Annotated in this window: 10 protein-coding genes; 7 read left to right on the top strand and 3 right to left on the bottom strand. The window is 74.9% G+C overall.

The window, feature by feature from the left end; all coding sequences use genetic code 11:
* Positions 1-119: 119 nt before the first annotated feature.
* A complete protein-coding gene (locus tag ACIQ87_RS35235; protein WP_402415102.1) occupies positions 120-1,016 on the bottom strand; it encodes a hypothetical protein in 897 nt (298 codons plus the stop codon).
* 364 nt (positions 1,017-1,380) lie between these two features.
* Here ACIQ87_RS35235 and ACIQ87_RS35230 point away from each other — a divergent pair, with 364 nt between their 5' ends.
* Complete coding sequence (locus ACIQ87_RS35230) at positions 1,381-2,613, top strand: M64 family metallopeptidase (RefSeq protein ID WP_402415099.1); 1,233 nt, start codon at positions 1,381-1,383, stop codon at positions 2,611-2,613.
* A 63-nt stretch (positions 2,614-2,676) separates the two neighbouring features.
* Entirely contained in the window at positions 2,677-4,053 is a 1,377-nt protein-coding gene (locus tag ACIQ87_RS35225; protein ID WP_402415097.1) for a nitrate/nitrite transporter, read from the top strand.
* A gap of 85 nt (positions 4,054-4,138) precedes the next feature.
* Here ACIQ87_RS35225 and ACIQ87_RS35220 read toward each other — a convergent pair whose 3' ends face one another.
* A complete protein-coding gene (locus tag ACIQ87_RS35220; protein WP_402415094.1) occupies positions 4,139-4,960 on the bottom strand; it encodes a maleylpyruvate isomerase family mycothiol-dependent enzyme in 822 nt (273 codons plus the stop codon).
* Positions 4,961-5,134: 174 nt separating this feature from the next.
* Here ACIQ87_RS35220 and ACIQ87_RS35215 point away from each other — a divergent pair, with 174 nt between their 5' ends.
* The 3 genes from ACIQ87_RS35215 (at position 5,135) to ACIQ87_RS35205 (ending at position 7,807) form a co-directional block, all read left to right on the top strand.
* Entirely contained in the window at positions 5,135-5,932 is a 798-nt protein-coding gene (locus ACIQ87_RS35215; protein ID WP_392868598.1) for a carbon-nitrogen family hydrolase, read from the top strand.
* A gap of 150 nt (positions 5,933-6,082) precedes the next feature.
* A complete protein-coding gene (locus ACIQ87_RS35210; RefSeq protein ID WP_402415091.1) occupies positions 6,083-7,018 on the top strand; it encodes a GntR family transcriptional regulator in 936 nt (311 codons plus the stop codon).
* Between the two features lie 141 nt (positions 7,019-7,159).
* Entirely contained in the window at positions 7,160-7,807 is a 648-nt protein-coding gene (locus tag ACIQ87_RS35205) for a hypothetical protein (RefSeq protein WP_392868594.1), read from the top strand.
* An 85-nt stretch (positions 7,808-7,892) separates the two neighbouring features.
* Here the strand turns inward: ACIQ87_RS35205 and ACIQ87_RS35200 are convergent, their stop codons facing one another.
* Positions 7,893-8,678 (bottom strand): SLATT domain-containing protein, encoded by a 786-nt coding sequence (locus ACIQ87_RS35200; RefSeq protein ID WP_402415088.1) that lies wholly within the window; start codon positions 8,676-8,678, stop codon positions 7,893-7,895.
* A 367-nt stretch (positions 8,679-9,045) separates the two neighbouring features.
* Here ACIQ87_RS35200 and purD point away from each other — a divergent pair, with 367 nt between their 5' ends.
* Positions 9,046-10,293, top strand: a complete 1,248-nt coding sequence (gene purD, locus ACIQ87_RS35195; protein WP_402415085.1) for a phosphoribosylamine--glycine ligase — start codon at positions 9,046-9,048, stop codon at positions 10,291-10,293.
* A 631-nt stretch (positions 10,294-10,924) separates the two neighbouring features.
* Positions 10,925-12,517 carry a hypothetical protein gene (locus ACIQ87_RS35190; protein ID WP_402415084.1) on the top strand — a complete coding sequence of 531 codons (1,593 nt, stop codon included), beginning with the start codon at positions 10,925-10,927 and terminating at the stop codon, positions 12,515-12,517.
* Positions 12,518-12,519 lie beyond the last annotated feature (2 nt).

The following is a 12,519-nucleotide window of genomic DNA, read 5'->3' as shown; positions in this document are numbered from 1 at the left end:
GGTCTCGCTCTCCGTGCCTTCATCTGTATGGACGCGCATCCCCGCAGGGGGTTGCAGGTGGGTTTCGAGAAATTTTCTCCGGTGGGGCCGAGGGCCGCTCGGCCCCACCGGGCCGCAGGTCAGCGCTGGTGGCGGAGCCGGCGGACGGCGATCAGGACGCCGGCCCCGAGGGTGAGGAAGAGGGCGGAGCTGAGGGCGAGGAAGGTGTTGGTGGCGGAGGAGCCGGTCTGGGCCAGCTCGGGGGTGCCCGCCGGGGCGGTGGCGGCCGGGGCGGCGTCCTTGGCCCGGTCCGCGGCCGGCTCGACGGCCGTGGTGGGCGCGGCCGTGGCGGGCGCGGGCTTGGCCGGGGTGGTCGGCTTGGCGGTCTGGGTGGGCTTGGCGCCCGGGTGGACGACCTTGACGGTCGTGCTCACCGACTTGCCGGTGGTGGCCTCCCCGCTCCACGCGTTGGTGGTGAGCGTCAGCGAGGTGAGGTCCTTCGGGGCCCCGGCCGCCAGGGTGATCCGGAACAGCGCGCGGCCGGCGTGGCCGTCCGCCAGCGGCTGGAGCAGCGGGGAGGTGTCGACGCGGACGACCTCGCCGGCGCAGCCGTTGTCGGTGCCGAGCTTCGTCCAGGCGCCGCCGCGCATGACCTCGACCGTCACGTCCTTGGGGAGGAGGTGGTTCCCGCCGCCGGCCTCCTTCAGGGTGAGGCCCGGGGCCACCCCGTCGAACGCGGCCCCGGTGAAGTTGGCGAACTCCACTCCGAACTCGGTCTTCGCGCCGGCGGTCAGCGAGGTCGCGACCGGGGCGATGAAGGCGCTGACCGGGGCCCCGCTGTGGTGCCGGGCCATGGCCGCCTCGGAGACGACCGGGTTGTTCGCGGAGTACGGGCCGTCGCAGGCCCAGGCGGTGTCGGTGGCGAGGAACTGGACGCCGCCGGCGAGGACGGTGGTGGCGGCGAGGACGGCGATGCGGCGGCGGCCGGAGAGCGCGCGGTCGTTCTTCGCGAAACGGGCGATAACGGACAGGCTCATGACGTGACTCCCCAGGGTCATGGTGCTGACGGTGTGAGTGGGTGAAGACGACCGGCTCCGCTCCTCCCGAGCGGAAGCGCCCCCCGGCTCTGCCGGTCTCGCTCTCCGTGCCTTCACCCGTATGGACGCGCATCCCCACGGGGGGTTGCAGACGGGTTCCAAGAAATTTTCGGTTCTGTCCGGCGGGCCTTCTAAGCCTCTCGCGTGAAGGTTGGTATGACCAGAATGGTCCGGAAAGTGAGGATCGTTCGTCCAGGTCGGTGACTTTCTCGCGGCCGGATAGGGGAGTCCCGGCCGCCCGGGTACGTCTCCGCTCCACCACCCGGGCGATGCCGGGTGACCGGATCCGGGAGGACGCACCCGTATGGCGCCTGGCAACCCTGGCCGTCTCGTCCGGAGTCTGGCCGCCCTCGTGCTGCTGTCCGCCGCCGCCCTCCCGGGCGCCCTGGAGCTGGCCGGCCCCTCGCCGTTCGGCGTGATCGGCCCGGGAGCCCCGGCCGACCGCGCGGTGCCCCCGCACACGGCCCTCCAGGCCGACCGGCGGATATTCGCGGCCGCCCCGACCGTCGAGATACGCCGCACCGGCGACCCGGCCAACCGGATCACCCTGGTGCTGCTCGGCGACGGCTACACGGCCGGCGAGCAGGACCTCTTCCGGCAGCAGGCCGACAAGGCCTGGCACGCCCTGATGGACATCGAGCCCTTCCGCACCTACCAGGGCTTCTTCAACATCCGGCGGGTCGAGGTGGTCTCCCCGGTCTCCGGGATCGCCGAGTCCGAGAGCCGCGGCCGCAAGACCGTCACCCCGCTCGGCATGCACTTCTGGTGCGAGGGCACCGCCCGGCTGCTCTGCGCCGACGAGGCCGCCACCGCCCGGTACGCGGGGGACGGCGCCGGGCCGCAGTACCTGATAGCGCTGGCCAACTCCACCGAGTACGGCGGCGCCGGCGGCACCGGGGTGACCACCCTGGCGGGCGGCAGCCCGGACGCCGGGCGGATCATCCAGCACGAGATCGGGCACACCGTGGGCGACCTCGGCGACGAGTACGACAGCGCCCCGGACGACGCCGACTACCCGAACCTCGCCACCCTCAACGCCGACGAGATGCGCAGGAAGCAGACCAAGTGGTGGCGCTGGCTGGGCGCCGAGTCCCCGGACGGGGCCGGCGTGATCGGGGCGTACCGCAGCGCCAACGGCCTCTACCGGCCGACCCAGGACTCGGTGATGCGCACCCTGGGCAGCGCGTACAACCTTCCCTCGCGCGAGGCGATCGTCGAGGAGCTGTACCGGAGGGTCCGGCCGACCGACACCCCGGTGCCGCCCCCCGGCGAGGTGTCAGGGCGGCCCCGGCTCGACGTCCGGCCGCTGCCGCTGAACGGCCCGCGGCAGCTGAAGGTGGAGTGGAAGCTGGACGGCGTCCCGGTGGCGCCGCAGTCCGCCGACGGCGCCTGGTTGGACACCGCCCGGCTGGAGCTGGCGCCGGGCCGGACGGCCACCGTGACGGCGACCGTCCGGGACACCACCGACTGGGTGCGGGACGAGGCCTTCCGGGAGCGCTACATGACCCGCTCGGTGTCCTGGACGCTGACTGGCTGAGGCCGGGGCGCGCGGGCCCCTGGTCCGAGCGTCCGATCATGGGATGACTAGTCTGGTCGGACTATGACCGTGGAGCCCGCTCGTTCAGCCCCGTCCCCGACCGTCCCCGCTCCCCGGCCTACCGTCGAGCCCCCGGCCGCGTCCGCATCCGCTCGCGGCTCCGCGTCCGGCTCCACGCCCGCGCTCGTACCGCCCGGCGGCCGGGCGGCCTGGCTGGCCTGGTCCGTCGGCGTCAGTGTCTACATCCTGGCCGTCATCCACCGCACCAGCCTCGGCGTGGCCGGACTGGACGCCGCCGACCGCTTCGGCATCGGCGCCTCGGCGCTCTCCACCTTCTCGATCCTCCAGGTGCTGGTCTACGCGGCCATGCAGATCCCGGTCGGCCTGCTGGTCGACCGGTTCGGGCCGCGCCGGGTGCTGATGCTCGGCGTCGTGCTGCTGAGCGCCGGCCAGCTGGCCTTCGCCTTCAGCTCGGCGTTCGGCCCCGCGCTGGCCTCCCGCGCGGTGCTCGGCTGTGGCGACGCGATGACCTTCATCAGCGTGCTGCGGATCGCCGCCCGGTGGTTCCCGGCGGCCCGGAACCCGTTCGTGGCCCAGCTGACCGGCCTGGCCGGGATGGGCGGCAACCTGGTCACCACCGTGGTGCTCGCCCGGGCGCTGCACAGCGAGGGCTGGACGCCGACCTTCACCGCGATCGCGCTGCTGGGCGTGGCGGTGTTCGCGCTGGTCGCGCTCCTCCTGCGGGACGCGCCGCCGCAGGCCGCCGTCCCGTCCGGGGCGTCCGGGGCACGGCCGAAGGTCGGCCGGCAGGTGCTCGCCTGCTGGCGGGAGCCGGGCACCCGGCTCGGGCTCTGGATCCACTTCACCACCCAGTTCCCCGGCAACGCCTTCGGCCTGCTCTGGGGCCTGCCCTACCTGGTACAGGCGCAGGGGATGTCCCGGGCCGGGGCCGGCGGGCTGCTGACCCTGCTGGTGCTCAGCAACATGACCTTCGGCTTCGTCTTCGGCCGGCTGCTCTCCGCCTCGGCGCGGGCCCGGATGCCGATCGTGCTGACCGTCGTCGGGAGCACCGCGCTCGGCTGGGCGCTGGTGCTGGCGTGGCCCGGCGGCCACCCGCCGACCTGGCTGCTGGTCGGGATCATCCTGGTGATGGGCAGCAACGGCCCGGCCTCGCTGGTCGGCCTCGACTACGCGCGCGCCCGCAACCCCGTCGAGCGGCTCGGCACCGCCTCCGGGATCGTGAACATGGGCGGCTTCATCGGGACGATGATCACCCTGTTCGGGATCGGGGTGCTGCTGGACACGCTCTCCCCGGCCGGCGCCGGCGCGTACTCGGCCGCCGCCTTCCGCTGGGCGTTCTGCTGGCAGTTCGTCCCGCTGGCGGTGGGCACGGCGATGATCCTGCGGCTGCGCCGCAGGGTCGCGGCGCAGCCGGGCTGAGCCCGGGGCCGACCCCCGGACTCCGGATCGCGGATCGCGGATCGCGGATCGCGGAGCCCGGACCGCGGGCTTCGGGCTGCGGGCCTCAGATGGTGACCGAGAAGTTGGCCAGCACCCGCTCGGCCAGCTCCCGGTCGCCGTCGACGGTGACCGGGCCGGGGCGGCCGCGGCCGCAGGCGAGCCGCAGGTAGGTCTCCCAGCCCATGGTGAGCTGGACGTCCGGGGCCAGGCTGATCGACTCGTCCACGGTGCAGTGGCCGGTGGCGTCCACCCGGACGGTGCGCAGGAACTCCACCGGACCGGTGACGTCCAGCACCAGCACCGTCCCGGCCGGGGCCCCGGCCCTGTCGGTGACGGCCTTGGGCAGCAGCTCCAGCAGCAGGTCCCGGGTGATCAGGGCGGCCGGGGCGTCCAGGTTGCCCGGGGCCTCCAGGGCCCGGCGCAGGTCCTGCTCGTGCACCCAGACGTCGAAGACCCGCATCCGCAGCAGCTCGTGGTACGGGAAGTCCCTGGCCAGCGGCCCGGCCGGCCAGCGCACCGGCTCCTCGGGCGTCTGCTTGGCGTTCCGCAGCGCCCGGGAGCGGCGGATGATCGTGTACTCCAGCTCGCTGGTCATCTCCAGCGCGGTGTGACAGCGGCGCTTGTCGACCGGCAGTTCGATGTAACGGGCGAACTCGGTGGTCACGTGACGGAGGTCACGCGGCAGCGAGTGGATCGGGCGGGGGTCGCCGAGCAGGTCGGACTCGACCGCGATCACGTGCGAGACGATGTCCCGGACGGACCAGCCGGGGCACTCGGTGGCCCGGTTCCAGGAGCCCTCGGGAAGGGGGGCGACCAGCTCCGATATGGACTCGATGCTCTGGGTCCACGCTTCGGTGTAAGCCTGCACGGTCTGGTTGTCCGTCACGGGAATCTCCGGCCCTCCGTCAGCTTCCTTGCCGCCTGTGCCCCGCCGTCACGGCCGACCGGGATGGTCCGGCTTTCCGGGCGCACACGCTAACCGCACGTTACGCTGCCGGGAGACAGCTGGGCAGCGCTTTCGGGTGACGATCGTAGGTCTCTTGCCGTGGACGGTGGTACTGTGCGCGCTTCATTGATCCAAATCGCGGTCTCCGACGCGGAGCCGCCCGCCGAGCGGAGGGCTCGGGCGGCGGCCCTGGTGCGGGCGCAGCAGGGCGCCGATCTGGTGGTGCTCCCCGAGTTGTGGCCGCTCGGCGGCTTCGCCCACGACCTCTGGTCGGACGGCGCGGAGACCCTGGACGGGCCCACCTCGGACGCGATGTCGGCCGCTGCCAGGGCCGCCGGGGTCTGGCTGCACGCCGGTTCGATCGTCGAACGCGATCCGGACGGGCCGATCTACAACACCTCGCTGCTGTTCTCCCCGGACGGCGAGCTGGTGCACACGTACCGCAAGATCCACCGCTTCGGCTTCGACAGCGGCGAGGCGGTGGTGATGGGCGCCGGGCAGGAGATCGTCACCGCGCCCACCGACTTCGCCACGCTGGGCCTGGCCACCTGCTACGACCTGCGCTTCCCCGAGCTGTTCCGGGCGCTGCTGGACGCCGGCGCGCAGCTGCTGGTGGTCCCGGCGGCCTGGCCGGCGCGGCGGCGCGAGCACTGGACGCTGCTGGCCCGGGCCCGGGCGGTGGAGGAGCAGGCCTTCGTGCTGGCCTGCAACACCGCGGGGACGCACGCCGGGGTCGAGCAGGCCGGGCACAGCATCGTGGTGGACCCGTGGGGCCGGGTGCTGGCCGAGGCGGGGGCGGACGAGGAGGTCCTGACGGTCGAGTTCGACCCGGCCGAGGTGGCGAAGGCGCGCGAGGAGTTCCCGGTGCTGCGGGACCGCCTGCTGGGGATCCCGGCACCGGTCCAGCGCTGAGTGGTGGCGGGGCCGGGGCGCGGTGGAGGGCGTTCCGGGAGGGTTGGTTCGTACCTGGGTCGGTCGGGTTTGAGAAGATGAGCACTCGTCGTGTTCCCCGCCGGCCCGTACGAGGGCCGGCACGGTAGGCCGCCCGAGGAGATCGCGCCCATGCCTGACAACGGCGCAGGCGACACCAACCGCCCCGTCATCCACCGCAACAGCCTGCGCGAACAGATCGCCGGCGCGCTGCGCGAGGAGATGATGGCCGGCCGACTCGCGGCCGGCCGCAACTTCACCGTCAAGGAGATCGCCGAGCTGTACGGCGTCTCCGCGACCCCGGCCCGCGAAGCCCTGGTCGACCTCGGGGCGCAGGGACTGCTGCGGGCCGAGCACCACCGCGGCTTCACCGTGCCCGAGCTGGGGTGGGACGACTTCCTGGAGATCTTCGAGTCCCGGGTGCTGATCACCGACAGCTTCCACCGCCAGTACGCCACCCGCCGGGCGCTGCCCGACCTCAGCCGGCTGCCCTCGCTGCACCGCCGGGCCGACGCCGCGGTGCGGGCCGCCCGGGCCGGGAACCTGGACGTGATGGTGGGCTGCGACCGCAGGTTCTGGCAGGAGGTCGGCGGGCTGCTCGGCAACCGCCGGATCGCCGACTACCTGGACTGGCTGCGGGTGCAGTCCTGGATGTTCGCCGCGCGCTACCTGCGGGAGCTGCCCGCGCTGGGCGGGATCTGCTGGGAACGCCACTCCGACCTGGTCGAGGCGATCGAGGCCCGCGACTCGCTCGGCGCGCACCGGATCATCTGCGAGTACAACCTGCACACCGTCCGGCTGCTCGCCGGGCTGGCCGGGCAGCCGCTGGAGTCGGTGACCGTCCTGGAGTTGCTCACCGAGTTCACCGGGGAGGAGCCGCCGCCGGAACCGGACGCGCCGCCGGAGCCGGCCACCGGGCCCGGCGCCGACGCCGGCGCCGGTGCCGAGCGGAGCCGCCGCGGCGACGAGGCGGGCCGGGAACTCGGCCGTGAGCTGGGCCTGGGCCTCGGACTGGTGCCGCAGCCGCGCACGATCCCGTACGGCCGGTTCGGCCGACGACTCCCCTAGATCGGCACGCGGTGCCGGGCCGGTAGGGTGGGCGGTCATCGGACCGGGCGCCTGGTGAAAGGACCGTCCGGGTACCGACCCGACCCCGTCGTCGCCCCGTCTCCGCGGGCGATCCACGCCTCCGGAGAGGAACTGCCGGCCATGGCCTGCGACCTCTGGCTCGTCCCGCTGGTGGACGTGCTGAGCCACAGCCCCGACAACCCCTTCCGGGACGACCTCGCGCTCTACAACTCGGTGCTGGCCTCGCGCGGGCTGCCCGAGGTGCCGGTCTACCGTTTCGTCCCGGGCATCAGCGGTGCGGTCGAGCCGATAGCCGCCTTCGACTACGACTCGCTGCACTTCCTGCGCCGCGCCTACCTGTTGGGCCTCACCGGCCTGGACATCACCCCGGTCGACGCGCTCGGCGGCGACTACGAGCAGCTGCTGGAGATGTTCGAGAGCAGCGCCGAACAGTCGCACCTGGTCTGGCACTTCGACCACGCCGGGGCGTACGTGCCGGTCGAGTTCGCGGCGCCGCTGGTGGACGACACGCTGCTCGCCTCCGGCGGGCCGCTCGGCTCCAGCCACGGGCTGCTGCGCGAACTCCAGGCCGTCGCACCGGCGCTGGGCATCGACCCGTTCAACCCGCCGGGCCCGACCAGGCCGCTCGGCCCGACCGGCCTGGAGCAGCCGTTCGGGCCGCCGATCGACGACGTCCACCCCTTCGCCAGGGAGCGGCACGCCTGGTCGGGCCTGTACGCGGCGGCGACCAGGAGCGTCTCCCAGGGTTCGATGATCGTCTTCGCCTGACCCCGGCCCCGCCCCTGACTCCGACCCCGCGCCCGTCCGGGACCCCGGCCCTGTCCGGGCACCCCGCCCTCCGTGTCCCCGATCACTACCGCAGCGGGCCCTCCGGCGGCCGCTGGCGCGGCATGGTGGGCCGGGTGCCCGGCGGCGGCAGCACCCGAACCTGGGCACCCACCCCGGGCTCGCTGCGCCCGCCCCAGGCCCCGCCGGACTGGGTGGGCAGCTGGGTCATCGAGGCGCGGAACTCCAGCATCCACTCCGAGGTCTCGGAGCGGACCATGTCCGAGACGTCCTCGCAGAACCGGCGCAGCACGCCCAGGCAGCGCTCGGCGGCCTCGCCCGCGGTGCCCTCGGTCGGGCCGAGCACCTCGCGCACGCACTCCGACGCCCAGTCGAACTGGAAGGCCTCCAGACGGCGTTGCAATGCCTGCCCGGTGGAGACGTCCCGCATCCAGCCGGAGGTGAGCCCGAAGACCCGGTCGGCGGCCAGGCCCGCGGCGGAGAGCGCGAAGCCGACGTAGCCCCAGCCGGTGCCGTGCGGGAAGGCCCCGGCCAGGTCGAGCAGCGGGGCGGTCACCCCGCCCGCCGCGAAGCCGGCCGTGGCGAACCGCAGCAGGCGCGCCCAGCGGCGCTTCCAGATCCGGTCCCGGCGGTACCACTCGATCGCCTCGACCGCCCGCTCCTCGGACCACCGGTAGAGCTCCTCCAGCCGCTCGGCGGGTTCGCCCCAGTCCCCGAGCGGGAACTGGCGGGTGCTCAGATCGGCTCGGCGGCGGGTGGAGGCGCGTCGGACGACGGCGGTGACGGGCTGGTCCTCCTCACCGATCTCCTTGCCCCAGGCACTCTCCTCGGGCTGCATTTCCGGCTGGCTCACCTGTGGGGCTCCCTGTGGCGGGCGGACTGCTGGTTCTGTCGGCGCAACGGCTGACGTGGTGTCCGCCGGTGGTTCTCCAACAGCACTTCTTACCGCCAAATGGCTGACCGTGGGGGCGCTTCTCCGGTGATCGTTACCGGTTTCGGCCAACGGAACCCGAGGTGGGCCGGTTGCGGGAGGCGGCGAGATTTCACCCGTCCGAGCGAGGGTCCGGTGACCCGCCGTCGTGACCCGGCCACCCACCGCCGAACCACCTCCGCCCGACTTGGAGGATCCTCCGACGCGCTCGGCGTACGGAGCCCTCCGCCTGGAGGATCCGACGGGACCGGAGAGCGGCCGGAACAGGCCACCGACTACGCTGCCAGGCGTGAAGGTCCTCGTCATCGGCGGCGGCGCCCGCGAACACGCCCTGTGCCGCTCCCTGTCCCAAGATCCCGCAGTGACCGAACTGCACTGTGCCCCGGGCAACGCCGGGATCGCGCAGATCGCCGCGGTCCACCCGGTCGACCAGCTCGACGGTGCTCAGGTCGCCGCGCTGGCCGGCCGGCTCGGCGCCGCCCTGGTCGTGGTCGGTCCGGAGGCCCCGCTGGTGGCCGGCGTCGCGGACGCCGTGCGCGCCGCCGGCATCCCGGTGTTCGGCCCGTCCGCCGCCGCCGCGCAACTGGAGGGCTCGAAGGCCTTCGCCAAGGACGTGATGGCCGCGGCCGGCGTGCCCACCGCGCGCTCCTACGTCTGCACCACCGCCGCCGAGGCCGCCGAGGCGCTGGACGCCTTCGGCGCCCCGTACGTGGTGAAGGACGACGGCCTGGCCGCCGGCAAGGGCGTCGTGGTCACCTCCGACCGCGAGGCCGCGCTGGCGCACGCCGCCGCCTGCGAGCGCGTGGTCATCGAGGAGTACCTGGACGGCCCCGAGGTCTCGCTGTTCGCGATCACCGACGGCACCACCGTCGTCCCGCTCCAGCCCGCCCAGGACTTCAAGCGCGCGCTGGACGGCGACGAGGGCCCCAACACCGGCGGCATGGGTGCCTACTCGCCGCTGCCGTGGGCGCCGGCCGGGCTGGTCGAGGAGGTCCTGGAGACCGTCCTCCAGCCGACCGTGGACGAGCTGCGCCGCCGCGGCACCGAGTTCTCCGGCCTGCTCTACGCGGGCCTGGCGCTCACCTCGCGCGGCACCCGGGTGATCGAGTTCAACGCCCGCTTCGGCGACCCGGAGACCCAGGTCGTGCTGGCCCGGCTGCGCACCCCGCTGGCGGGCGTGCTGCTGGCCTCCGCCGACGGGACCCTGGACCAGCTGGAGCCGCTGCGCTGGGACGAGGGCGCGGCCGTCACCGTGGTCGTCGCCTCCGAGGGCTACCCGGCCGCCCCGCGCACCGGAGACCCGATCGAGGGCCTGGCCGAGGCCGAGGCGGACGGCACCGCGTTCGTGCTGCACGCCGGGACGAAGGCGGACGAGGACGGCCGGGTGCTCAGCGCCGGCGGCCGCGTCCTGTCGGTCACCGCGACCGGCGCCGACCTGGCCGAGGCGCGCGAGCGCGCGTACGCCGCGGTGGACCGGATCTCCCTCAAGGGCGGCCAGCACCGCACCGACATCGCGCTCAAGGCGGCCACCGCCTGAGGCCGGCCCGTCCACGCCCTCCGCGGCCCCCGTGCGAACCGCTCGCACGGGGGCCGCGGTGCGTCGGAGCCGGCGGTGCGCGGGGCGGCCCCGGCGGGGCGGGCCGGCTCCGGACGAGCGGGTCCGCCGGTCAACCCCAAGGGCGCAGCCTCCCGGGCGTTTCGCGGCCGGAGCGGCCGCGGGGGCGGACGTACCGTTCGGCCGACGGATTCCAGCCCATCGGGTGACAGCACCCGCATCCGGCTGACGCGACCGGCCGCCCGGCCTTATGGTGCGCTGGATCGCGGTGCGCGGGGCCCGCGCGCCGGGGTCGCCGCCGGGTAGCGGTGCTCTCACGGGGGGATGCTGGACGGCGTCCGGCCGGGCGGTCGTCCGGGTGCTTCGCACCGGACCGGTCGCCGGCGGCCGGGCGGCGTCACCGGAACAACTGGGCGGTGTCACCGGGACGAGTGGAAACCGGGGTGATCCGGAACATCCACCCGGACCGGGGCGTCGAAAATGTCAGTAGCGCCACGCAGCATGCACTACCGGGGATCGGACACCTCCGCTTCCCGGTCGGAACTGATCGTTTCGAGTCGGCTCAGGGCCCGAAGCCGGGCGCCCGAGGGCTCCGAAGGGGGTGCCGCACCGTATGGCCGTTGTCGACACCGCGCGCGCTCATGCCCAGGCGGTCCTGCGGGTCCGAGGCCTCGCCCGGGCCGCCGCCGTCCTGCCCGCCGCCGTCGCGGTGGTCCTGCTCGCGGGCCGGTTCACCGGCCGGATAGGCGCGCCGGGGGCCGCCGACGCGGCGGGCTGGGACGCCGCACGCTGGGCGGTCTGCGCGGTCGCCGCGCTGACCCTCCTGGTGGCCGGGCTCACCGCCCGCGCCCTGCGCCGGGCCGTGCCGCCGCGCACCCCGGCCGTCCCGCTGGACCGGGCCGAGGCCCCCGAGCTGTACCGGCTGATCGACGAGCTGGCGGACCGGCTGGCCGTGCCGGCGCCCTCGGCCGTCGCCCTCACCCCGGACTGCGACAGCTGGCTGGAGGACCTCCCGCAGGCCCGGCGGACGGCCGCGGCGCGTCCGCCGAAGGGCGCCCCCGGGGCGCCCGCTCCCGTCCTGGTGATCGGCTCGCCCTTCCTGTGGTGGATGCGGGCCGGCGAGCTGCGCGCCCTGCTCGCCCCCGTGGTGGCCGGCACCGCCGCCTCCGCAGACCCGGAGATCGCCGCCGCCCGGCGCTTCCTGCGCAGTCTGGACGCCTGCCTGGACTCCGGCGGCGGCACGGCCCCCGGCCTCGGCGGCGGCACCCTGGCCGCCCCGCCCCGGCCGCCCCGGGGCGGTCCGGCCGCGCTCGCGGACCGGGTCGTCCGCCGGATCGTCCGCCGCCTGCTCGGCGCCTGCCGGGGCCACTCCGCCGAGCTGGAGCGCTCGGTCGCGAGCTGGGCCTCCGAACAGGCCAGGACGGTTGACTACGGCCTGCGGATCGCCGCCCAGGAACAGGTCGGCCTGGCCTACGCGGGCTGGGACCGGCTGCTCACCAGGGTCGCGCTGCCCGCCTGGCGGCTCGGCCGCCACCCGGCGCACCTCAACGCCGGCGTGGTCTCCGCGCTCACCGAGCTGTCCCGGCGCGACCGGCTGGCCGACGGCTACGGCAGCCGGCTCGGCGACCGCCCCGCCTGCGACCTGCTGGAGGAGCCCGGCACCGTCGACCGGGCGGTCTCCCGGCTCGCCGCCGAGCTGTTCTTCGGCCGCCCGGCGGCCGGCGCCTGGCACGAACTGGAGTGGGTCGACTACCCGGCCGAGGCGGTGGACGCCGGCTGGCGGGCGGGCGCCGCCGCCCTGCAGACCGCCCTGGACCGGCTCGCCCCGCAGGCCCGCCCGGGCGCCCCGACCCTCACCCGGCTGCTGGGCCGGCTCGCCGAGGGCGACGGCGAGCTGCTGGCCGCCGCGCTCGCCGCCCAGCTGGCCCGCACCACCGCCCCGGCCCCGCTGCTCGAACCCGACCGCAGCGGCCGCGACCTGCTGGTCGAGCACGTCACCGCGATGGTCTGCTGCGCCGCCGTGGACACCGCGGGCGGCGCCCCCGGCCTGGACTGGCTGGACGGCCCGGTGCTGCTGCTCGGCGGGGTGCGCCGCACCGACCTGGCCGGCCCGGTCGCCCAGGCCGTCGAACAGGGCCAGGACGGTCCGCTGCGCGCCTGGCTGGACGCCGCCGACGTCCGTCTCGAGAAACCCGTCCGCCTCTGACG

Source organism: Kitasatospora sp. NPDC096204, from assembly GCF_044763205.1.
GTDB lineage: Bacteria > Actinomycetota > Actinomycetes > Streptomycetales > Streptomycetaceae > Kitasatospora.
The sequence above is the reverse complement of the archived record's forward strand: the minus strand, read 5'-3'. Positions and strand labels throughout refer to the sequence as shown.